The sequence below is a fragment of the Amycolatopsis sp. NPDC049253 genome (assembly GCF_040678995.1).
Lineage (GTDB): Bacteria > Actinomycetota > Actinomycetes > Mycobacteriales > Pseudonocardiaceae > Amycolatopsis.
The window spans coordinates 310,481-331,235 of sequence record NZ_JBFAQX010000007.1; the positions used below are offsets into that span (position 1 = coordinate 310,481).

The 20,755-nt window shown below is 69.1% G+C and carries 21 protein-coding genes and 1 pseudogene; 16 read left to right on the forward strand and 6 right to left on the reverse strand.

Annotated elements, in window-relative coordinates; all coding sequences use genetic code 11:
* Nucleotides 1-37: 37 nt before the first annotated feature.
* Genes AB0K15_RS19265 through AB0K15_RS19280 form a run of 4 tightly spaced genes read left to right on the forward strand, consistent with a single transcriptional unit; the run spans nt 38 to nt 3,676 of the window.
* The gene (locus AB0K15_RS19265) at nt 38-835 is read left to right on the forward strand and encodes an SDR family oxidoreductase (RefSeq protein WP_220245006.1); all 798 of its coding nucleotides are present in this window, start codon (nt 38-40) and stop codon (nt 833-835) included.
* 17 nt (nt 836-852) lie between these two features.
* On the forward strand, nt 853-1,626 hold the full coding sequence (locus AB0K15_RS19270; protein WP_364051746.1) for an alpha/beta hydrolase: 774 nt from the start codon (nt 853-855) through the stop codon (nt 1,624-1,626).
* Nucleotides 1,627-1,638: 12 nt separating this feature from the next.
* Complete coding sequence (locus tag AB0K15_RS19275; RefSeq protein WP_364051749.1) at nt 1,639-2,400, forward strand: SDR family oxidoreductase; 762 nt, start codon at nt 1,639-1,641, stop codon at nt 2,398-2,400.
* A gap of 31 nt (nt 2,401-2,431) precedes the next feature.
* Entirely contained in the window at nt 2,432-3,676 is a 1,245-nt protein-coding gene (locus tag AB0K15_RS19280; RefSeq protein WP_364051752.1) for an LLM class flavin-dependent oxidoreductase, read from the forward strand.
* 58 nt (nt 3,677-3,734) lie between these two features.
* Here AB0K15_RS19280 and AB0K15_RS19285 read toward each other — a convergent pair whose 3' ends face one another.
* Nucleotides 3,735-5,084, reverse strand: a complete 1,350-nt coding sequence (locus AB0K15_RS19285; RefSeq protein WP_364051755.1) for an MFS transporter — start codon at nt 5,082-5,084, stop codon at nt 3,735-3,737.
* Nucleotides 5,085-5,444: 360 nt separating this feature from the next.
* Between AB0K15_RS19285 and AB0K15_RS19290 the strand changes: the two genes are divergently transcribed.
* The 4 genes from AB0K15_RS19290 to dusB all read left to right on the forward strand — a co-directional run bounded on the left by AB0K15_RS19290 (nt 5,445) and on the right by dusB (nt 8,565).
* On the forward strand, nt 5,445-6,485 hold the full coding sequence (locus AB0K15_RS19290; protein ID WP_364051758.1) for an alcohol dehydrogenase catalytic domain-containing protein: 1,041 nt from the start codon (nt 5,445-5,447) through the stop codon (nt 6,483-6,485).
* Nucleotides 6,486-6,504: 19 nt separating this feature from the next.
* On the forward strand, nt 6,505-6,771 hold the full coding sequence (locus AB0K15_RS19295; RefSeq protein WP_364051761.1) for a hypothetical protein: 267 nt from the start codon (nt 6,505-6,507) through the stop codon (nt 6,769-6,771).
* 405 nt (nt 6,772-7,176) lie between these two features.
* Entirely contained in the window at nt 7,177-7,383 is a 207-nt protein-coding gene (locus AB0K15_RS19300) for a hypothetical protein (RefSeq protein ID WP_364051764.1), read from the forward strand.
* Nucleotides 7,384-7,419: 36 nt separating this feature from the next.
* On the forward strand, nt 7,420-8,565 hold the full coding sequence (dusB, locus tag AB0K15_RS19305) for a tRNA dihydrouridine synthase DusB (RefSeq protein ID WP_364051767.1): 1,146 nt from the start codon (nt 7,420-7,422) through the stop codon (nt 8,563-8,565).
* 118 nt (nt 8,566-8,683) lie between these two features.
* On the opposite strand, the gene AB0K15_RS19310 is transcribed toward dusB, so the two are convergent.
* A complete protein-coding gene (locus tag AB0K15_RS19310; RefSeq protein WP_364051770.1) occupies nt 8,684-10,576 on the reverse strand; it encodes an FAD-dependent monooxygenase in 1,893 nt (630 codons plus the stop codon).
* A gap of 63 nt (nt 10,577-10,639) precedes the next feature.
* Here AB0K15_RS19310 and AB0K15_RS19315 point away from each other — a divergent pair, with 63 nt between their 5' ends.
* The 3 genes and pseudogenes from AB0K15_RS19315 (at nt 10,640) to AB0K15_RS19325 (ending at nt 11,919) form a co-directional block, all read left to right on the forward strand.
* Nucleotides 10,640-11,242: a TetR/AcrR family transcriptional regulator C-terminal domain-containing protein gene (locus AB0K15_RS19315; protein WP_364051773.1), complete on the forward strand. Its 603-nt coding sequence runs from the start codon at nt 10,640-10,642 to the stop codon at nt 11,240-11,242.
* Nucleotides 11,243-11,376: 134 nt separating this feature from the next.
* Nucleotides 11,377-11,526 carry an SAM-dependent methyltransferase gene (locus AB0K15_RS19320; protein ID WP_364051973.1) on the forward strand — a complete coding sequence of 50 codons (150 nt, stop codon included), beginning with the start codon at nt 11,377-11,379 and terminating at the stop codon, nt 11,524-11,526.
* Nucleotides 11,527-11,570: 44 nt separating this feature from the next.
* Nucleotides 11,571-11,919 (forward strand): annotated as a pseudogene (locus AB0K15_RS19325) (SAM-dependent methyltransferase).
* Nucleotides 11,920-12,037: 118 nt separating this feature from the next.
* Here AB0K15_RS19325 and AB0K15_RS19330 read toward each other — a convergent pair.
* Together AB0K15_RS19330 and AB0K15_RS19335 are read right to left on the reverse strand one after the other, a co-directional pair.
* The gene (locus AB0K15_RS19330; protein ID WP_364051776.1) at nt 12,038-12,679 is read right to left on the reverse strand and encodes a hypothetical protein; all 642 of its coding nucleotides are present in this window, start codon (nt 12,677-12,679) and stop codon (nt 12,038-12,040) included.
* Nucleotides 12,680-12,926: 247 nt separating this feature from the next.
* On the reverse strand, nt 12,927-13,349 hold the full coding sequence (locus AB0K15_RS19335; RefSeq protein ID WP_364051779.1) for an Hsp20/alpha crystallin family protein: 423 nt from the start codon (nt 13,347-13,349) through the stop codon (nt 12,927-12,929).
* Nucleotides 13,350-13,504: 155 nt separating this feature from the next.
* On the opposite strand from AB0K15_RS19335, the gene AB0K15_RS19340 reads away from it, so the two are divergent.
* From AB0K15_RS19340 to AB0K15_RS19360, 5 genes are read left to right on the forward strand one after another with little or no spacing between them, the layout of a single operon-like run.
* The gene (locus AB0K15_RS19340) at nt 13,505-14,197 is read left to right on the forward strand and encodes a GntR family transcriptional regulator (RefSeq protein ID WP_364051782.1); all 693 of its coding nucleotides are present in this window, start codon (nt 13,505-13,507) and stop codon (nt 14,195-14,197) included.
* Nucleotides 14,194-15,183, forward strand: a complete 990-nt coding sequence (locus tag AB0K15_RS19345; protein ID WP_364051785.1) for an ADP-ribosylglycohydrolase family protein — start codon at nt 14,194-14,196, stop codon at nt 15,181-15,183. The genes AB0K15_RS19340 and AB0K15_RS19345 overlap by 4 nt, the downstream gene beginning before the upstream one ends.
* Entirely contained in the window at nt 15,180-16,103 is a 924-nt protein-coding gene (locus tag AB0K15_RS19350; RefSeq protein ID WP_364051788.1) for a PfkB family carbohydrate kinase, read from the forward strand. The genes AB0K15_RS19345 and AB0K15_RS19350 overlap by 4 nt, the downstream gene beginning before the upstream one ends.
* Before the next feature lie 23 nt (nt 16,104-16,126).
* Complete coding sequence (locus AB0K15_RS19355; protein ID WP_364051791.1) at nt 16,127-17,590, forward strand: cytosine permease; 1,464 nt, start codon at nt 16,127-16,129, stop codon at nt 17,588-17,590.
* Nucleotides 17,587-18,117: a cysteine hydrolase gene (locus AB0K15_RS19360; RefSeq protein WP_364051794.1), complete on the forward strand. Its 531-nt coding sequence runs from the start codon at nt 17,587-17,589 to the stop codon at nt 18,115-18,117. Before AB0K15_RS19355 ends, AB0K15_RS19360 begins: the two co-directional genes overlap by 4 nt.
* 55 nt (nt 18,118-18,172) lie before the next feature.
* On the opposite strand, the gene AB0K15_RS19365 is transcribed toward AB0K15_RS19360, so the two are convergent.
* Both AB0K15_RS19365 and AB0K15_RS19370 read right to left on the reverse strand, forming a co-directional pair.
* On the reverse strand, nt 18,173-19,615 hold the full coding sequence (locus tag AB0K15_RS19365) for an amino acid permease (RefSeq protein ID WP_364051797.1): 1,443 nt from the start codon (nt 19,613-19,615) through the stop codon (nt 18,173-18,175).
* A gap of 218 nt (nt 19,616-19,833) precedes the next feature.
* The gene (locus AB0K15_RS19370; protein ID WP_364051800.1) at nt 19,834-20,736 is read right to left on the reverse strand and encodes an SDR family oxidoreductase; all 903 of its coding nucleotides are present in this window, start codon (nt 20,734-20,736) and stop codon (nt 19,834-19,836) included.
* Nucleotides 20,737-20,755 lie beyond the last annotated feature (19 nt).

The window sequence follows — 20,755 nt, forward strand, 5'->3', positions numbered from 1 at the left end:
TTGTCGCACCCACGTGCCGCCGGTCACAGTCGAGCCCATGGTCATGGCACTGGAGAACAAGATCGCCGTCGTCACGGGCGGCGCGAGCGGCATCGGCCGGGCCACCGCGGTGCGTTTCGCGCGCGAGGGCGCACACGTGGTGATCGGCGACGTGCAAGATGCGAGCGAAACCTTGCGGCTGGTGGAAGAAATCGGCCAAAAGGCTGTGTACAAACGAACAGACACCACCAGCGAAGCCGATTGCGACGCCCTCGTCGCCGCGGCGGTGGCCGAGTTCGGCCGGGTCGACGTCGGCGTGGCGGCCGCGGGCATCGCGACCGCGGCGGGGATGAGCAATGTCGAGACCCGCGCGCAGAACGGCGACGCGACGCACGTGGTGAACCTGGCGACGGAGGCGTTCCGGCGGGTGCTGGACGTCAACGTGCTGGGTGTGATGATGACCGACCGCGCGCTCGCCCGGCAGATGCTCGAACAGGGTGACGGCGGTTCGATCATCAACATCGCTTCGAGCGCCGCGAAGATCCCGCTCGCCGGCGCGGCGCCCTACTGCACCTCGAAGGCCGGCGTGTGGATGCTCACCAAGGTCCTCGGCCTCGAGCTCGCCACCACCGGCGTCCGCGTGAACGCCGTGGGCCCCGGCTACACGGCGACGCCGATGATCGCCGGCATCGAGGACAACGAGGCGGCCTACTCCTCGGCGATGAGCATCACGCCGATGAACCGCCTCGGCACAGCCGACGAGCAGGCGAACGCGGTGCTGTGGCTCGCGTCCGCCGAATCGTCGTTCGTCACCGGCCAGATGCTGCACCCGGCGGGCGGCCAGTTCACCGACTGAGGAATGGAGGTTCCCGCATGACAACGCTGGACATCGCAGGTATCGGGCGGTTCGAGGTCGACCTCTGGGAGGACGGCAGCGGGTCGCCCCTGCTGTACCTGCACGGGTACGAGCGCCACCCCGGTGGCGCGGGCTTCTTGAAGCGGCTCGCCGAGTCCCGGCGGGTGCTCGCGCCCGAGCTGCCCGGCTGGGGCAAGTCGACCGGGTTCGAGCACTTCACCGACGTACTCGACGTCGCGCTGTTCCACCGCGAACTGGTCAGCTCCTGGGGCCTGGAGCAGGTGGACGTCGTCGGGCATTCGCTCGGCGGAATGTTCGCAGCCGAACTCGCCGTGATCGCTCCCCAACTCGTACGGCGGCTCGTGTTGGTGGATCCGTTCGGAGTCTGGCTCGACGACCAGCCTTCACTCGACCCGTTCGGCGCCGCCGCCGACGTGAAGGCCGCCAAGTGGCACGCCGGCCCGCCCGAGCAGGAGCCGACGAACTTCATGCCCGATCCCGAAGACCCGCACGCGGCGATCCTGTTCTCCGCCCGCAACCTCGGCTCGGCCACGAAGTTCATGTGGCCCATCGCCGAGCGCGGGCTCCGGCGCCGGCTGCCGCTGATCTCCGCGCCGACGCTCGTGGTCAACGGCGCGTCCGACGGCCTCGTGACCACCGCGTACGCCGAGGAGTTCGCACGGCTCGTGCCCGACGCCAAGGTCACCGTGATCGACGAGGCCGGGCACTACCCGATGGTCGAGCAGGAGGACGAGTTCGTGTCCGTGGTCACCGCTTTCCTGGATTCCTGAGAGGACGTCGAAATGGGCAGGGTAGACGGCAAGGTCGCACTGGTCACGGGGGGCGCGGCAGGCATCGGCCGCGAGACCGCGTACACGCTGGCGCGTGAAGGCGCGTCCGTCGTGGTCGCCGACATCAACGAGGACGGCGCCAAGGCGGTGGCCGAGAAGATCGGTGAAACGGCCAGCGCCGTGCGCTTCGACGCCACCGATCAGCAGTCCATTCAGGACATGGTCGCCGCGGTGATCGAACGCCACGGCCGCGTGGACGTGATCCACAACAACGCCGCGCTCGTCGGTCCCGACGCGTGGTTCGGCGACACCACGGTGATCGACACCGACATCGCACTGTGGGACCGGGCGTTCGCCACGAACGTGCGGAGCATCTTCCTGGTGTGCAAATTCGCACTGCCGCACATGGTCGAGGCCGGCCGCGGCGGTTCGATCGTGAACATGGCGTCGATCGGCGGGTTGCGCGGGAGCTCCGGGCTCACCGCGTACGGCACCACGAAAGCCGCCGTCGTCGGGTTGACGCGGTACATCGCGGCGCAGCACGGCCGTCAGGGCATCCGCTGCAACGCAATCGCCCCGGGCGTGATCCAGACGCAGCAACTGCTCGACGCGGTGCCCGATCTCCCGGAGCAGTCACTGGCCGGAACGGCGTCGCCGCGCGCCGGGCTGCCTTCGGACATCGCCAACATGGTGCTGTACCTGGCTTCCGACGAGTCGGCTTTCGTCAACGGCGAGACCTACCGCGTCGACGGCGGCTCCATGGCAGCGGGCTGAACCCCTACTTCTTCGAAAGGCAGGTACGCACGTGAAGTTCCACTGGTTCGCGCAGCAGTACTACACCAAGCTCCCCGACGACTACGGCAGCACCGTGCACAGCTCGTGGGTCACGCCGCCGGCATCGGTCGCCGACCCCTCGCAGGTGCACGAGGATTACCACACCTACCTGCGCCTGATGCAGCAGGCCGACGGCCTCGGCTGGGACTCTTTGTTGTTGAACGAACACCACCAGACCTCACTCGCGATGACACCGTCGCCCAACCTGATCGCCGCCATCCTCGCCGGGACCACGCAGAACTCGGCGATCGCGCTGTGCGGCAACTCGCTGGCGCTGTACAACCCGCCGGTGCGCGTGGCCGAGGAGATCGCCATGCTCGACACCATCTCGGGCGGCCGCGTCATCGCCGGCATGGTGTTCGGCACCCCGATGGACACGGCCTTCTCCTACGGCGTGCCGCCGATCGAGCTCCGTGAGCGCTTCCACGAGGCCCGCGATCTCATCACCCGCGCGTGGAAGGCCGAGGAACCGTTCGCCTTCAACGGTAAGTACACCAAGCTGCGCTACGTCAACACGTGGCCGAGGCCGGTGCAGGACGAGATTCCCGTGTGGATCCCGGGCAGCGGCAGTGTGGAGACCTGGGACGTCGTCAACGCCTTCAACTACTGCTACGGGTACCTCTCCTTCAGCGGCAAGCAGAGCGCCGAGCCGATCGTGAAGGGCTTCTGGGACTACACCGAGCAGCAGGGCGCCGACACGAACCCCAACCGGATGGCGTTCACGCAGATCATCTGCTGCGCCAACAGCGACGCCGAGGCCGAGCGGCTCTACGGCGACGCCGTGAAGTACTTCTACCGCCAGAACCCCACGGCGCTGGAGTTCGCGACGCCGCCGGGCTACAACTCGCTCCCGTCGATCCGGGCCAACCTCACGCGGGCGCGCACGATCTCCAATGAGGAACGCATGAAGGCCCAGAACGGCGAACTGTCCTTCTGGGAGTACGACGAGCTCGGCTACATCATCGCCGGCACCCCGGAGCGGGTCGAGCAGCGCGTGCGCGACCTCGTGACGGACCTGCGGATCGGCCAGCTCATCACGTGCATGCACGTCGGCAACCTGTCCGAAGAGGTCGCGGCGATGAACAACCAGCTGTTCGGCACGCAGGTGATCCCGAAGCTGCGCGACATCTGGGCCGGCCTCGAGGACCGCTGGACGCCCAAGGTGAGCCAGCAGCGGATCGCGGAACGCTTCCCCTCCGCCGTCACCGCGGGCTGAACCGCCGAAGGGGCTTCCCCGCGCGATGCGGGGAAGCCCCTTCTTCAGCTCTTGTGCGTCAGGACACCGGATCGGTGGTCCGGGCCGGCAACGTCGGTTCGAGGTCGCCCGCCACGGCCTGGTGCACCCGTACCTCCTTGGACAGAAGGACCGGGATGATGGCCACGGCGAACAGGATCGCACCGACGATCCAGATGGTGTCGAGCTGGCCGCGGCCCGCCGCGGTGGTGTCGATCCACTTCCCGCTCTGGTCGGTGATCACCCAGCCGACCGCGACCTGCATGGCCGCCGACGCGCCGTTGAGCGTGCCGGTGACCTCCGGCCGGGCGATGCCGGCCCAGTAGCTGTTGACCGTGCCCCAGAACATCGGATCGCAGAGGAAGGCGAAGGCCCCGATGAAGAACCCCCACAGAACCCAGGTCGAATCGTGCAGCAGCACACCCATCAGGAACCCGACGGCACCACAGGCCGGCCCGAGCACCAGCCACGGCCGCGTGCGGCCGCCGAACAAACGGGCCACCAGCGTGCCGTTGACGAGTCCGAAGAGGACCGGGATCGCCGCGATGAGCGGGCTGACCCAGGCCACCGTGTCGGGGTTGACCTTGTCGAGGGTGATCAGGCCGTAGGGCAGCCACGGTCCCGAGAGCCACGTCGGGGTCGTCGCCAGCGCGGTCGCGATGATCATCGTGAGGATGCTGCGGTTCTTGAGCGCGCGCAGCAGTTCGCGGAAGCTCAGTTTCTCGCGGACCTCGACCCCGCGGTGTTCGGCGTGGATGCGCGCGATTTCTTCCTGAGTGATCCCGCGCAGCTTCTCGGGTTTGTTGGCAGTGAACAGAACCAGCATCACCAGTGCCGGCACACCCAGCGCCGCCACCACGATGAACGCGTCCCGCCAGGACAGATGGTTCGCCAGCGGCAGCGCGATCGCCGGCGCGAGCACACCGGCGATGAGGGTCGAGCTCATCCAGGTCGACGTCGCCCTGGCGCCGAGCGCGCCCGGGAACCACACGGAAAGGAGCCGTTGTGAAGGGGCCCAGGAGAATCCGAAGAAGACGCCGAAGATCAGGTTTCGCCACCACATCTCGTCGTAGGTGTGGACGAACGCCATCGTCGCCGAGAGCACCGTGACGCCTGAGATGCAGATGATGAGCATCAGCTTGGCGCCGATGCGGTCGGCGAGGATGCCGGCGAGCAGCAGCAGGGGAAAATACCCCAGCAGGTAGCTCGCCGTGACGCTCGAGATCTGGCTCGGCGAAAGGTGCAGGTCGGTGGACCAGAACGGGTTGAGCAGGCTGAACTTCGCGCTGTCCAGCCAGACCACGAAGTTGACGATCAGGATGCTCGCGAGCATCAGCCCGCGTTTGCCCGTGAAGAGCTTCGGGCGGGTTACCGGTGCGGGGAACGACATGAAAGACCCTCCGGACACAGGGGTGCGGATGCAGGTGATGGATAGGGAGGCGAAACAGGTGCCTCAGCCGAAGTGCTCCCGACCGACTAGTCGGTTCGAGACAGCTTGCGCCCGGGTTCAGAGTGTGTCAAGCACCACTTGGCAGCTTCTCGATTCAGGACAAAGTTCTTGTGCGGCAATGGGTTCGTTGATCTCCTGGGATTCACCCGTGCGGCGCAACGCGTGGTTACCGTTCGTTGATGTTCGAGGTTTGGCGCGGTGTCGCGGTTTTCTTCTCGACCACAAAGGACTTTCCCTCGCCTCGGGCCGAGGCGAGTTCTGAGACAGGTTTTCCATGGAACATCCACTTAGGAGGCTGTTGTGCGTGTAGTCACTTGGCAGGCGATCGAAACCCTTTCCCTCGACGAGATCGACGCACCGGTGTGCGGACCGTCCGATGTGGTCTTGTCCGTCGGGGCGTGCGGGATCTGCGGATCGGATGTGCACTCCTACACCGAGGGCATGTGGATCGCGCCCGGCGTACCGCTGGGGCACGAGTACGCCGGGACGGTAACCGCGGTCGGTTCTGACGTCGCCGGCTTGCGCGTCGGCGACCGGGTCGCCGTGAATCCGGCGGCGCCGTGCGGGTCTTGTCCGCGGTGTTCGGAAGGGCGGCAGAACCTGTGTTCCAACGGATCCGGCCATTCCGGCGGGTTCGGGGACCAGGTTCTGGTGCGCAACGCCGTGGTGGGGCAGCACCTGTTCGTGCTGCCCGGTGACTTTCCGTTGGAGGAAGCCTGTTTTCTGGAGCCGTTGTCGGTGGCCGTGCGGGCCGTGCACCACGCCGCGCCGCCGTTGGACGAGCCGATCGTGGTGTTCGGCCTGGGAACAATCGGACAATGCGTGGTGCAAGTCCTTCTCGCGGCGGGCGCCCGTGATGTGATCGTGGTGGATACTTCACCTCGGCGCCTCGCGGCCGCCATGTCCGCGGGGGCGCACGAAGCGTTGAACCCGGCGACTGACGACGTGGGCGCCTCCCTGTTCGCCTCGCGCGGCACGACTTCGTCGCCCTACCAACCTCGTTCGGGCGCGATCGGGGCGGTGTTCGAATGCTCCGGCGCGGCCCCCGTGCTGCCGCTGGCGTTCTCCCTGGCCCGGGCCGCCGCGCCGATCGCCGCGATCGCCCTCGCGGCCCACCCGTTGAGCATCCCGGTCGACGACCTGGTGCAGAAGGAGCTCCGGCTGCTCGGCAGCTTCGCCTACACCCCGCGCGACTGCCAGGAGGCGTTCGACCTCCTCGTGTCGCGGCAGGTGGACGTCCGGCCGCTCATCTCGCACCGCTTCGCGCTCGCGGACATCACGGCCGCGTTCGAGGCGCAGCGGGACACCGGGACGTCGATCAAGGTGGTGGTGTCACCCTGATCTGCCGCCCGCGTCGGCTGTGCGCATCGTGCTGGCCCCTACGGGTGAAACCGCCGGCACACCCTGCGCTGTCCGTGATGACCTCGTGCTCGCGGAGCTGCAGATTCCGAGCTCTGAAACGGTAAGTGCGCAGCTCGACGAGCTTCTGCAACCGGGCGGCGAGAGCGTAGGGCTCGCCGCCAAGGGAGCAAAGTGGTGCGGGTTCGCCAATACCGTGAACAAGTTCAGTCCCGTGGCGAAGAACGCGACACTTGGCGAACAGCGATTTTCGGCGGCGACCCGATAACGCCGGTGGCCGGTGAATCTTTGCGTTCGTACGCGAGACGCGAAAGGGGTGATGAACGACTCCCGGCTCCCCGGTAGTCAGTGGCCGCAGACGGTAAACCTGTGGAGACACAGCAGTGAACGCATCGTTCCCCCAGGGGTTCCCGCCGTACGGAGGTGCGGTTCCCTGGCCGCCCAAGTGAGGGCTCGGGCCCGGCTGGATCGTCGCGATCGTGGTCGGCGGATTGGTGGTCGTGGCCGGGGTTGTGCTGGGGGCGGGCGCGTTGTCCGGCGGCGGCAGCAGCTACGACCAAGCGGACGCAAGTACGAAGCCGCGCCGCTGCCCGGTTGCGACGAGGTCGCGGGGCGGGTCGGGAACCTGCAACGTGCGGGGTTCGACGTCGACACGTCGTCCGGGGCGTACGTGGTGGATCCGGGGCTCCACCTGGGCGGGAAGGCGGCGTGGGGCCCGCTGCCCAGCGGGCAGGCGTGCGAGCCGGCCGTGCTGGACAGCAACGCGACGTTCAAGGTCGGCATCGACAACCGGGATGCCGATCGAGGCGGTACGGAGACCTGCAAGATCCGGGCGGCGACCGTCGCGCAGGCGTTGTACGGCTCGATCCAGCCGCGATAAGCCCCCTGCTCGACGTGATCGACACCACAAGCGACAATGGAGGTCGTGACTGCCACCTTGAGCAAGCCTGCCCTGCGGATCGGCCCCTACCAGGTCGATCCGCCGGTCGTGTTGGCGCCGATGGCGGGGATCACGAACGTCGCGTTCCGGCAGTTGTGCGCGGAGTACGGGGCGGGCATCTACGTGTGCGAGATGATCACCGCGCGGGCCGTCGTGGAGCGGCACCCCGGGACGATGCACATGATGACCTTCGGCGAGCACGAGAAGCCCAGGTCGATGCAGCTTTACGGCGTGGATCCGAAGACGATGCGCGAGGCCGTGAAGATCATCACCGGTGAGGGGCTCGCGGACCACATCGACTCGAACTTCGGGTGCCCCGTCGCGAAGGTGACGCGCAAGGGCGGCGGGGCGGCGCTGCCGTTCAAGCGGAAGCTCTTCGCGGACATCGTGCGCGAATCGGCCGCGGCGGCGGCCGAGGCGGGGGTGCCGTTCACGGTCAAGTTCCGCGTGGGCATCGACGACGACCACCGCACGTTCCTCGACGCCGGGCGCATCGCCGAGGCCGAGGGCGCGGCGGCGGTCAGCCTGCACGCGCGCACGGCCGCGCAGCGCTACTCGGGCCAGGCGGACTGGTCGAAGATCGCCGAGCTCAAGCAGGCCGTGACCAGCATTCCCGTGCTGGGCAACGGTGACATCTTCTCCGCCGCCGACGCGCTGCGCATGGTCGACGAGACCGGTTGCGACGGCGTGGTCGTCGGGCGCGGGTGCCTCGGGCGGCCGTGGCTGTTCGGGGAGCTCGAGGCGGCGTTCGCGGGGCGCGAGATCCCGGCCGGGCCCCACCTGGGCGAGGTCGCGCGGGTGCTGCGCCGGCACGCGGAGCTGCTAGTGGCGCACGACGGGGCGACCAAGGCGATGCGCGATCTGCGCAAGCACATGGCTTGGTACTTCATGGGCTTCCCCGTCGGGTCCGAGCTGCGGCGTGGCTTCGCGATGGTGTCGAGCCTCGACGAGCTCGACGACCTCATCGCCCGCCTCGACTTCGACGCGCCGTTTCCCGAGAACGCCGACGGTCCCCGGGGGCGGCAGGGTTCGCCCGGCAAGGTGACGCTGCCGCACGGTTGGCTGGACGACCCGGACGACGACTGCGTGCCCGAGGCTGAGGACATGCATTCGGGCGGCTGAGCCCGGTGGTGGTTTTCGGCGCCGGCCGGTGTTGGCCGTTGTTGATCGCCGACAGGATTCGAACACGGCCTGTCGCATAATTCGCGGCCGGTGAGGATATTCGCACTCGCCGAACTGATCACGGCGCTGGAAACCACGTGTCGAGTGCGAATTGCAGCGATTGGCTGTCCCCTTCTGCCCAGGCGATGATGCCGTCCGGGCGAAGCAGCCGTGGGCCGATGTTGGTCACCGGGAGGATTTCCACACGGTTTTTCGCACAATTCGCGAAAGCTCGCGTCTCGGGTGTGAGCAGGAGCAGGCCGCGACCGGAGCGCAGGTGTTCGTGCAGTCCGGAGTGGACGCCGTGGTCGTCGGTGAGCTCCAGGTCGGGCGAGTGGAGGCCGACGGGTTCGGTGGCGGGGTACGGCATTTCGTAGCGATGGTCCACACCGGACAGTAGGGCGCTGAAATACCGGTTCACCGCAGGGATTTCCATGAGATCACTGACGATGTCGCGCAGGGCGTCGACGTGGGGACCGGGCGCCAGGAGGGCCGACTGCGCACGAGTGTTGTGCAGGACGGCCGCCGCGGCGGGGTGGCGTTCGCGGGTGTAGGTGTCGAGCAGCGCCTCGGGCGCGGCGCCGCGGATTACGGCGGCGAGTTTCCAGCCCAGGTTCATCGCGTCGAGCAGGCCGAGGTTCAGCCCTTGGCCGCCACTGGGCGAGTGGACGTGGGCGGCGTCGCCGGCGAGCAGGACCCGGCCGTGGCGGTAGGTGTCGGCTTGACGGGCCTGGTCGGTGAAGTCGCGGGGTTCGCGGACTTCTTCGATCGCGACGTCGGCGCCGGTCACGCGGCGGATCGCGGCGGCCAGCTCGGCCGGGGTGACCGGGCCGCGGGGCGGAGTGAATGGGCGGCCTTCACCGGCCGGGTCAGGTGAGGCGATCGGAGCGGCGGCGCTGGTCAAGGTCGCCGGTGTGGATGGAGTGCCTTCGGCCAAGACGGCCGGAGCACCCGGGCGACCGTCGCCGGGCGACGCGGCTGAGACGACCGGGCCCCCGCCGGCAACCAGGGTGGACGGGCGGCCACCATCTGCCGCGGCGACGGGGGTAGGGGTGCTGGTCGAGGTCACCGAGGGCCCGCCGCCGGTCGAGGTGGCGAGGGTGTCCGGGCCACCGCCGGCAGCCGGAGTGGATGGGCGGCCATCGTCGGCCGTGACGACAGGGGTAGGGGTGCTGGTCGAGGTCACCGAGGGCCCGCCGCCGGTCGAAATGGCGAGGATGTCCGGGCCAGCGCCGGCAGCCGGAGTGGATAGGCGGCCTTCGCCGGCCGGGCTGACCGGGGTGGCGGCCGTGGCGACTGGGGCGGGCGTGGCAGAGCCGGCGAGTTCCGTGACGCCGGCGAGGGAGCCGCCGTGGAGGAAGGTGCCGGTGAGGTAGCGGCCGGGGGGTGGGACGGGGCCGGTGAAGGTGGTGGCGCCGGCGATGGTGCGGAGGAGGGGTGGTGTGCCGGGGAAGGCGAAGGGGGCGAGTTTTCGAACGCGGCTGTGTGCGCCGTCGCAGCCGACCAGGTAGAGGGCGCGCAGGTGGTGTTCGCCGGTGGGTGTGCGGGTGGTGACGGTGACGCTGTCGGCGGCGGGGTCCAGGGCGACGACGTCGTGGCCGCGGAGGATTCGGGCGCCGAGGCTTTCGGCGTGGGTGGCGAGGAGGCGTTCCAGGTCGGGCTGCCAGATGCGGGTGCCGCGGCGCCGTGGGTCTGGGGCGAGTTTGTGGATGTTCGCGAAGTGGCCGAGCTCGGTGCCGTGGTCGCGGGTGAAGTCGCGGGCGCCATCGGGGTCGGCGGCCGCCAGGTGGGGTCCGAGGCCGCGACGCCTGAGGGCTTCGGTGGCCAGGGGGCCGATGCCGCGGGCCTTGCGATCACGCGTGGGCTCGGTGAGGCGTTCCAGCACCACGGCGCGGCCGCCGCCCAGTTGGACCTCGGCGGCGAGGAGGAGACCGACGGGGCCGGCCCCGACGACGATCACGTCTGCGTCCATGAGAACTCCCCTTAACTTGTTAAGTGCTACTCTGCGCCTGAACTAGTTAAGGAGTCAAGAAGCATGCCGATCGACGTACCCGACGCGGTGCGCACCGCACTGGGGCTGCTGGAGGAAGACGGGCTCGACAAGCTCACCGTCCGGCGGCTCGCCGGCGAGCTCGGTGTCAAAGCTCCGGCGCTGTACTGGCACTTCAGCAGCAAACGCGCGCTGCTCGACCACATGACCGATGCGATCGTCGAGCCGGTCCTCGACGAGCTGCCGGAAAAGACCACACCCTGGCTCGAGTGGTTGGAAAAGGCGGGGAACGCACTGCACACCGCGCTGCTCGGCCACCGCGACGGGCCGAGCATCGCGATCGGCGCCGACCTGAGCGTGGCCCGATCGCTGGGTGAGTTCGCGGAGCGCGCGGTCGAGGTCCTGCACCGGGCGGGATTCGCGCTCGCCGACGCGACGCGCGCCGCGGGGGTGTTCGTCCACTTCGTCCTCGGCCGCGCGGTCGAGGACCAGACCAGGCCCGACGAGATCGTGGAGATCCCGTTTCCCTTGATGGCACAAGGTTTGCGCGACCGCCAAGCCGCCGGCGCCACCCCGGCCGACGACTTCCGCTACGCGCTCGGCGTCGTGCTCGCCGGGCTGAACGCGACCCGCCCCGCGGCCCCCTGAGTTGCCCCGGCGACTACCCCCGGCGTGACTGCCGACACGACCCTCTGGGAGGACGAGCGCGATGTCGCCGAACACCGCTGGTGCCGAGGTGAACGCTCCCCTGGGGGTCGACCCCGACCGGGCCTCCGTGGCCTGTGTACGACCACCCGCAGGGCAGCAGCGACAACTACGAGATCGACCGCAAGACCGGCGAGCAGATGACCGCCGCGCTGCCGGACGTGGTCGAGGTCGCCAAGAAGAACCGCGCGTTCCTCATCCGCGCCATGCGGTTCATCACCAAGTAGACCGACGTCACGCAGTTCCTCGACTGCACGCCCACGGCCGGGGGCTGCGGGAGGAGAACGACCTCACGCGCTACGTCGAGGGCGAAATCTTCGACCCGCCCTCGATCCTCGACAACGAGACCGTGCGCACCCACCTCGACTGGCACCAGCCGATCGCGCGCTCGCAGGTCGCGACGCTGCACCACCACAAGGGCGAGCGCAACGCGCCGGCCGAGGTGGTGCGCCAGTACATCGACGCGCACGCGCACCGAGATCGAGGAGCTGTTCGACGGGCTGGAGATGGTGGAGCCCGGCATCACGGAGCTCGTGCACCGGTGGCCGGACGGCCCGCAGCTCAAGCCGCTCACGGTCGCCCACCGGATCATCGCCGGCGGGATCGGACGCAAGCTCTGACCTGCGGTTTCCGGCGTTCTCCACAACCTGTCCCCAGGTTGTCCACAGGGGGTTGTGGATAACAGGGAAAAAGGCCACTCCGAACGCCGGAGTGGCCTTTTTCGCGAGCGGGAAAGGATCAGGCAGCCGCGCCGATCAGCACCGAGTGCACCTGGCCGAAGCCCAGGGCGGCGAGGTCCGCGACGTCGTGGGTGACGACCAGCGACTGGCCCGTCAGGTTCGGGCCGGTGTACAGCGTCAAGGTGCCGGAGACGAACTGGATCGAACCGGTGGCCGGAATGTTGATGTTGACCTTGTCGCCGACGTTGCCGTTGATGCCCTGCGAGCCCTGCGGCTCCGAGAAGTTCTTGCCCGAGTCGATGATCGCGCTGGCGCCGGCGACCGGCTTCGCGGGGGCGTTGTCGCCGATGAAGATGGACTGGACGTGGGCGAAGCCGGCGCCGAAGGTGGCCGGAATGTTGGCGACGCTGTCGGTGAGCACCGCGGCGTCACCCGTCTTGCAGTCCGCGCCGGTCCACAGGGTCATCGTGCCGCCGAAGCTCTGCAGCGAACCGGTGGCGGGGATGTGCACGGTGATGCACTCACCGTCGTTGCCGCCGATGCCCTGCGAGCCTTGCGGCTCCGAGAAGTTGATGCCCGAGTCGAGGATGCCGCTCGCGCCGGAGGAGGCGGGCGAAGCGGAGGCGATGCCGGCACCGCCGAGCACCGCGCCGGCGACGGCACCGAAGGCGGCCAGGGAAAGAACAGTCTTGCGCAGCATGGGATTCTCCAGAACCTTGTCGGATTTCCCGGCGCCGCACCTCGGTGCCGGACACCCGCAGACACGGGTCCCGCCCGGTGAACGGTTCACGATCTTGATGTGACGGCGACCACAACGCGCAGCGAAGGTGAGACAGGGCAACGTACTTGCCCGGAAGAATCCTCGCAGAAGAATCCACTGTGGACGGATAGGGTTCGGCCCCGCCGTTCCCGAAAGGAGCGACGGGGCCGTGCACTGAGCCTGGAACTCAGTTCTCGAGCTGCTGCGGCTCGCCACCGACGGTGATCTTGCGCGGCTGGGCCTTCTCGGCAACCGGGATGCGCAGGGTCAGCACACCGTCGACGTACTCCGCGGCCACGCGGTCGGTGTCGAGGGTGTCACCGAGGACGAGGCGGCGCGAAACCTTGCCGCGCGAACGCTCGGAGACCTGCACGCGGGCGTCCTCGCCGAAGGCGGCGGCGCGCTCGGCCTTCACGGTCAGCACGTTGCGCTCCACGCTCACGTCGATCGACTCGCGAGCCACGCCCGGGAGGTCGAACTGCACGACGTACTCGTCACCGTTGCGGTAGGCGTCCATCGGCATCGTGCGCGGCGAGCTGGTGGGCTGGCCGGCGAAGAACTGCTGGGTCAGGCGGTCGAACTGGGCGAACGGGTCGGTCCGGATCAACATCTGCGTTCCTCCTTCAGGTGGCCTCGATCAGCTCCTGGGTGGCTGACCGGACCTTACGAAGTTGACAACGACCAACTCAACTTAGTTGTTCCCGATAGACGCACATCACAGTCAGGAGTTGTCACCAGGCCACCGCGCGGTGTACAGGTGTGAACATGTACATGGGCGGAAAGAAGCAGAAGCTCGTCGGCGACCTCGCCGAGCTCATCCGCTCGGGCCGGCTCGCCCACGGTGACCAGCTGCCCGGTGAGCACCAGCTCGCCGAGCAGTACCAGGTCAGCCGGGGCACCGTGCGCAGCGCGCTGGTGGAACTGCAACATCAAGCGCTCATTTCCACACACGCCGGCGTCGGGTCGTTCGTGACGTTCGACGGGGTCACGCTCGACCAGCGCGTCGGCTGGGCCCGTGCGCTCGCCGACTCCGGCACGCCCGTGACCACCGAGCTGGTCGGCATCACCGAGGTCGAGGACACCGAGCTCACGCGCCGCTTCACCACGCCGAAGTTCGTGCGCGTGAACCGCCTGCGCCGCGACGAGACCGGCCGTGGCGTCTCGCTCGAAGAGGCCACCCTGCCCCCTGTCGGCTCTCTGGCCGAGCTGCGCCTGGTCGACGACTCCATCACGGCCACCCTGCGTGACGCCGGGCTGCACCCGGCCTGCGGCGACCAGTGGATCACCGCGCAGCCGCTCGACGCCGCTTCGGCCGCGCTGCTCGGCCGCCCCGCCGGTGAGCTGTTCCTCAAGGCCACGCGCACGTCGCTCGACGCGGATTCCCGGCTAGTCGAGCACGTCGTGAGCCGGCTCGACCCCGCGCGCTTCAGCTTCCACCTCACCTTCGGCCGGCGATGAGCGCCCGAGGCCGCGCGCTCGCCGCGCTGACCGGACTGGCCGTGGGTGACGCGCTCGGCATGCCGACGCAGTCGATGTGCCGGGCCGAAATCCGCGCCGCGTATGGAACGATCGACGGTTTCCGCGACGCGATCGCCGGGCAGCCCATCGCACCCGGCCTGCCCGCGGGCACGATCACCGACGACACCGAGCAGGCCCTGCTGCTCGCGCGCCTGCTCGTGGCCGGCGGCGGCCACGTCGAGCCGCGGGTGTTCGCCGACGCGTTGCTGGCGTGGGAAGCCGACATGATCCGCCGCGGCTCGGCCGATCTGCTCGGGCCGTCGACGAAAAGAGCTTTGTCGCTGCTGGAAAACGGCGTCCCGCCGGAAGAGACCGGCCGCGGCGGCACGACCAACGGCGCCGCCATGCGCGTGACCCCGGTCGGTATCGCCACTCCGGCCGACGACCTGACGACGCTCGTCGCCGCCGTGGCCGAGACCGCGCGAGTCACGCACAACACCTCACTCGGCCTCGCCGCCGCGGCCGCCGTCGCCGCCGCCGTGTCGGCGGGTGTCGACGGCGCGAACCGCATGGAGGCCTTCGACCTGGCCGAACGCGCGGCCGCCGTGGGCGCGACGCAAGGCCACTGGAGCGCGGGCGGCAGCGTCGCCGCGCGCATCCACTGGGCGCGCGACTGGGTACGGGGCCTGCGGCGCGGCGAGCTGGACGACGCCGTGGCCGACGTGATCGGCACCTCCGTGTCCGCGCAGGAGTCCGTGGTCGCCGCGTTCGCGCTGGCCGAGGTGCTCGACCCGGCCGACGCGCTGACGACGGCCGCGGGGCTGGGCGGCGACACCGACACCGTCGCCGCGATCTGCGGGGCGCTGCTCGGCGCGTGCGGCGAGCAGATCCCGGCCGAGCTGACCGAAACCGTGGTCCGGGTGAACGGCCTCGAGCTCGGCTCGCTCGTTGACGGTCTCGTCACCGTGCGCAGGACCATCCCGTGAGCCGGTTGATCCACACGGGACAGGTCGTCGTCGATCTCGTCCTCACCGTGCCGCGGCTGCCGGCGCCCGGCGGCGACGTGCTGGCCACGTCCACGAACCTGCTGCCCGGCGGTGGGTTCAACGTGATGGCCGCGGCCGCGCGCTCGGGCGCCGAGGTCGTCTACGCCGGCACGCACGGCACCGGCGGCTTCGGCGACCTCGTGCGCGCCGCGCTGGCGACCGAGGGCATCACGGTCGCGCAGGAACCCACGGCCAGTGGCGACACCGGCGTCGTCGTGGCGCTCGTCGACCCCTCGGGTGAGCGGACGTTCGCCACCGGCACCGGCGCCGAGGGCCGGCTGCGCGCCGACCAGCTCGCGCGCGTCGCCGCCGCACCCGACGACCTCGTGTACGTCACCGGCTACAGCCTCCTGCACGCCGCCAACCGCGATGCCCTGCTGCGCTGGCTGCCGGACCTGCCCGGTTCGCGAGTGTTGTTCGACCCCGGCCCGCTGGTGTCCGAACTGGACCCGTATGCGTTGAGTACCCTGTTGTCCACAGTAGACATCGTCAGCTGCAACGCTCGCGAGGCCCTGTCCCTCGACGTCACCGCGCTCGCCGAGACCACGACCGTGATCGTCCGCGACGGCCCGGCCGGCTGCACGATCCACCACCGCGGCGAGACCACCCGGATCGACGGCTTCCCCGTCACCGCGGTCGACACGAACGGCGCCGGTGACACCCACTGCGGCGTCCTGGCCGCCGAGCTCCTGCTCGGCGCCGAACTGCCGAGCGCAGCCCGCCGCGCCAACGCCGCCGCCGCGCTGTCCGTAACCCGACACGGACCCGCCACGGCACCCACACGTGCGGAACTGAACGAGTTCTGTCGGAATATTGACGGCAACACGGGCGACTTCTACCGTCGCACCGACCAAATATGAACAGGTTCAGATAGGCGGGCACCATGGCCAGGACCGAACAACAGGCACCGGAAACAGGCAGCCGGCTCAAGGTCGAGACACACGGCATCAACGTGATCGGCGACGCCGAGCGCCGGGGCCGGCCAAGGGACCTGTTCTGGCCGTGGTTCGGCGCCAACGTGTCGATCCTCGGGCTCAGCTACGGCTCGTTCGCGCTGGGGTTCGGGATCTCGTTCTGGCAGGCGACCGTCGCCGGTGTCATCGGGATCGTGTTCTCGTTCCTGCTCTGCGGCTTCATCGCGGTGGCAGGCAAACGCGGCTCCGCGCCGACGATGACGCTCTCCCGCGCGGCGTTCGGCGTGCGCGGCAACCACCTGCCGTCGGCGATCTCGTGGATCCTCACCGTCGGCTGGGAGACGGTGCTGACCGCGCTCGCGACCATGGCCACCGCGACGGTCTTCGAGCGGCTCGGCTGGGGCGGCGGCACGACGACGAAGGTGATCGCGCTGATCGTGGTCGCCGGGCTCACCGTGCTCAGCGGCGTGATGGGCTTCGACCTGATCATGCGCCTGCAGACGATCATCACGTGGATCACCGGCGTGCTCACCGTGGTCTACGTCATCCTGGTGGCCGGCCACGTGCACTGGTCGGCGGTGAGCGCGGTGCCCGCGGGCTCGGCGCAGCAGTTCATCGGCGCGCTCGTGTTCCTGATGACGGGGTTCGGGCTCGGCTGGGTCAACGCAGCGGCCGACTACTCGCGCTACCTGCCACGCTCGTCGTCCGGACGCGGCGTGATCGGCTGGACGACGTTCGGCGCGTCCGTGGCACCGCTCGTGCTGCTGGTGTTCGGCCTGCTGCTGGCGGGTTCGTCGCCGGAGCTGAACACGAGCGTCGCCGCCGACCCGATCGGCGCGCTGACCACGATCCTGCCGCTGTGGTTCCTGGTGCCGTTCGCGATCGTCGCCGTGCTCGGCCTGGTCGGCGGCGCCGTGCTGGACATCTACTCCTCGGGCCTGTCGCTGCTGTCCGCGGGCCTGCGGATCCCGCGCTACGCCGCGGCGCTGGTCGACGGCGTGATCATGATCGCCGGCACCGTCTACATCGTCTTCTTCGGCGGCACTTTCCTCGGCCAGTTCCAGGGTTTCCTCACCACGCTCGGGGTGCCCGTGGCCGCGTGGTGCGGTGTGATGCTCGCCGACATGCTGCTGCGCCGCCGCGACTACGCCGAAGCCGACCTCTACGACCGCCGCGGCCGTTACGGTGACGTGCGCTTCGGGCCCATCGCCCTCATCGTCGTCGCGACGGTCGTCGGCTGGGGCCTGGTCACCAACGCGTCCGCGAGCTGGCTGCACTGGCAGGGCTACCTGCTGGCGCCGTTCGGCCTCGGCGGCCGCGAGGGCTCCTGGGCGTTCGCGAACCTCGGCGTGCTGGTGGCACTGGTGCTCGGTTTCGTGGTGACGCTGCTGGTCAGCCGCTCGCGCGTGCGCGCGCAGGAGATCGCCGCGTGAAGCCGCTGCTCGGGGTCATCGACCTGCAGAACATCTTCGGCAACCCGTCGAGCGGCTGGTTCACGCCGGGGTTCGCGTCGATCCTGCCTCAGGTGCGGCGGCTGGTGGACGCGTTCGGGCCGCGGGTGGCGTTCACGCGGTTCCTGGCTCCGGAGAAGCCGGCCGGGGCTTGGGTGAAGTACTACGAACAGTGGCCGTTCGCCTTGCAGCCCGCGGATTCGCCGGCGTACGCGGTGGTCGACGAGTTCCCGGTGGAGTCCACTGTGGATGCCTTCACCTTCGGCAAGTGGACGCCTGAGCTGGCCGGCCTGGTCGGCGACGGCGGTCTCGTGCTCGCCGGGGTCTCCACGGACTGCTGCGTCCTCTCCACCGCCCTGGCCGCCGCCGACGCGGGCGTCCCGGTCACCGTGGTGTCCGACGCGTGCGCGGCCGTTTCGGACGAAAGCCACGAGCAGACACTGGCGATCCTGCGGCTGTACGGCCCGTTGGTCGAGGTCAGGACGACGGACGAGGTGCTGGCGGACTGAAACTGGGCCCCCGGCGGAGAAAACCACGCCGGAGGCCCAGGAGATCAACGCAGCCCTACGTCAGCTCGTCCTGCCGCTCGGCCGCGATCCGGCGGACCCGGCCGCGGACACCGAGCCAGCCGGCGATCAGCACCAGCGCCAGCACCGGGATGCTGTAGATCAGGATCCGCCCAGTCGTGCCGCCCCACCAGCTCATCGTCAGGACCAGTAAGAGGAACGCCAGCGTCACGTAGTTCGTGTACGGCGCCCCCGGCAGGCGGTACGACGGCCGGGACATCTCGCCCCGCGCGGCCTTGCGGGTCATCGCCAGGTGGCAGATCACGATCATCGACCACATCCCGATGATGCCCAGTGCCGAGAACTCCAGCGCGACCTCGAAGGCCTCACCGGGCACCACGAGGTTGAGCACCACGCCGAGCACGTACACCGCGGCGGTCAGCAGCACGCCGCCGAAGGGGACGCCGCTCTTGCTCATCTTCGAGGTGAACTTCGGGGCCGAGCCGGCGATCGAGAGCGACCTCAGGATGCGCCCGGTGGAGTAGAGGCCGGAGTTCACGCTGGACAGCGCCGCGGTGAGCACGATGACGTCCATGATGCCGCCGGCCGCGGGGATGCCGAGCTTGGAGAAGAACGTGACGAACGGGCTCTCCCCGCTCTTGTACGCCGTCCACGGGAGCACCATCACCAGCAGCAGCACCGAGCCCACGTAGAAGATGCCGATGCGCCAGGCGACGGAGTTGACGGCCTTCGGGATGACCTTGCGCGGGTTGGCAGTCTCGCCGGCGGTCACGCCGACCATCTCGACGCCGGAGTACGCGAAAACGACACCCTGCAGGATCAGCAACGCGGGCAGCACGCCGGTCGGGAACAGGCCGCCGTTGGTGGTGATCAGGCTCGGGCCGGTCACCACGCCGTCGACGGGCGTGCGGCTGATCAACACGAAGATCGCGACGACCATGAACACCACGAGCGCGAGCACCTTGACGGCGGCGAACCAGAACTCGAGTTCGCCGAACAGCTTCACCGAGACCATGTTCACCGCGAGGATCGCGAACAACGCGATGAGCGCGGGAATCCATTGCTGCAGGTCGGGCCAGAAGAACTGCGTGTACTTGGCCACCGCGGTCACGTCGGCGACACCCGCCGTGGCCCAGTTCAGGAAGTACATCCAGCCGGCGAAGAATGCGGCCTTCTCGCCGAGGAATTCACGCGAATAGGACACAAAGGATCCGGAGGACGGCCGGTGCATCACCAGTTCGCCCATCGCGCGGACCACGAAGAACGCGATGATCCCGGCCACCGCGTAGACGACGGCCAGCGCCGGACCGGTGCTGTGCAGGCGCGAGCCGGCGCCCAGGAACAGGCCGGTCCCGATGGCACCGCCGATGGCGATCATCTGGACCTGACGGTTCTTCAGTCCTTTGTGGTACCCGGCTTCCTCGTGCTTGAACGAGGTTTCCGGCGGCTCGGCGACCGCCGTCTGATCCGAGGGCGACATGTGATTCCCCTGTTCTGACAACAAAGTGCGTGTCGTGACGCAGGGGTCGGCCGACCACTGTGTCGTACCAGACAATGATGTGGTCGGACCGCATCCGGCCGCAACGTGAGCGGCAATAACTTAGGGTTGATTTGAGCTGCGAACCTCAAGCCATTCTCAAATGTGCCCGATAATGCCGAAATTCACGGCCTCCCGTGCCGGAAAACGCGAAACGCGTTTCAAGCCCAGCTGTCCGGCTGTGAGCCGTCCAAGTCGGTGAAGCCGTACTCGCGCGCCAGCTCCGCCGAGCTCACCGAGCGCTGGTTCCACCGCGCGCGCTCCGGGTCCGCGGCCAGCGCGGCCACCGCGCGGCCCACGTACCGCGGCGACTCCGACTGCGCGAAGGGCGGCGGGGCGGTCGGCAGGCCGTCCGGGCGGTCGGGTTCCAAAGCGGTGCGCCAGGTTTCCTCGGTGACGCCGTAGTTGTCGAGCATCATCTCCGAACGCAGCCAGCCCGGCGTGATCGCGACGGCCGCGCCGCCGTACGCCGCGAGCTCGTGACCCTGCGAGAACGCGAGCCGGTTCACCGAGGCCTTCGCGAGGTCGTAGAACACGGAGATCCGGTACTGGGAAGCGTTGTACTCCAGCGTGCCGTCGGTGACCTCGACGAGGAGCCCGCCGGGCTGCGAGACCAGCAGCGGCAACAAGTAGTGCGAGGTCACGAGGTGCGTTTCCACGCCGAGGCGCAGGATCCGCAGGCCGTCGCCGAGGTCGTGCTCCCAGATCGGCGTGTTCCAGTCGGCCGGTCCGCCCTTGAGGCGTTCGGCGCCCCAGATGTCGTTGACCAGCACGTCGAGCCGGCCGTGTTCGCGGCGCACGCGTTCGGCCAGCACCCGCACCTGCTCGTGGTCGAGGTGGTCGACCTGCCTGGGCACACCGGTGCCGCCGAGGCTGGTGACGAGCGCGGCCGTCTCCTCGATCGTCTCGGGGCGGTCGTAGTCGGAGTGGCCGTCGCGTTCCCAGCTGCTGCGGCCGGTGCAGATCACCGTCGCGCCGGCCTCGCCGAGGGCCGCCGCGATGCCGCGCCCGGCGCCGCGGGTCGCGCCGGCCACCAGGGCTACCCGGTTCCGGAGATCAGCCATCACACCGAGTGTGACACGG

Bases quoted from the DNA above. Each gene is read 5' to 3' on its own strand.
- AB0K15_RS19265 (WP_220245006.1), top strand. From the start codon at position 38: ATGGTCATGGCACTGGAGAACAAGATCGCCGTCGTCACGGGCGGCGCG.
- AB0K15_RS19270 (WP_364051746.1), top strand. From the start codon at position 853: ATGACAACGCTGGACATCGCAGGTATCGGGCGGTTCGAGGTCGACCTC.
- AB0K15_RS19275 (WP_364051749.1), top strand. From the start codon at position 1,639: ATGGGCAGGGTAGACGGCAAGGTCGCACTGGTCACGGGGGGCGCGGCA.
- AB0K15_RS19285 (WP_364051755.1), bottom strand. From the start codon at position 5,084: ATGTCGTTCCCCGCACCGGTAACCCGCCCGAAGCTCTTCACGGGCAAA.
- dusB (WP_364051767.1), top strand. From the start codon at position 7,420: ATGGAGGTCGTGACTGCCACCTTGAGCAAGCCTGCCCTGCGGATCGGC.
- AB0K15_RS19310 (WP_364051770.1), bottom strand. From the start codon at position 10,576: ATGGACGCAGACGTGATCGTCGTCGGGGCCGGCCCCGTCGGTCTCCTC.
- AB0K15_RS19315 (WP_364051773.1), top strand. From the start codon at position 10,640: ATGCCGATCGACGTACCCGACGCGGTGCGCACCGCACTGGGGCTGCTG.
- AB0K15_RS19330 (WP_364051776.1), bottom strand. From the start codon at position 12,679: ATGCTGCGCAAGACTGTTCTTTCCCTGGCCGCCTTCGGTGCCGTCGCC.
- AB0K15_RS19335 (WP_364051779.1), bottom strand. From the start codon at position 13,349: ATGTTGATCCGGACCGACCCGTTCGCCCAGTTCGACCGCCTGACCCAG.
- AB0K15_RS19340 (WP_364051782.1), top strand. From the start codon at position 13,505: ATGTACATGGGCGGAAAGAAGCAGAAGCTCGTCGGCGACCTCGCCGAG.
- AB0K15_RS19345 (WP_364051785.1), top strand. From the start codon at position 14,194: ATGAGCGCCCGAGGCCGCGCGCTCGCCGCGCTGACCGGACTGGCCGTG.
- AB0K15_RS19355 (WP_364051791.1), top strand. From the start codon at position 16,127: ATGGCCAGGACCGAACAACAGGCACCGGAAACAGGCAGCCGGCTCAAG.
- AB0K15_RS19365 (WP_364051797.1), bottom strand. From the start codon at position 19,615: ATGTCGCCCTCGGATCAGACGGCGGTCGCCGAGCCGCCGGAAACCTCG.
- AB0K15_RS19370 (WP_364051800.1), bottom strand. From the start codon at position 20,736: ATGGCTGATCTCCGGAACCGGGTAGCCCTGGTGGCCGGCGCGACCCGC.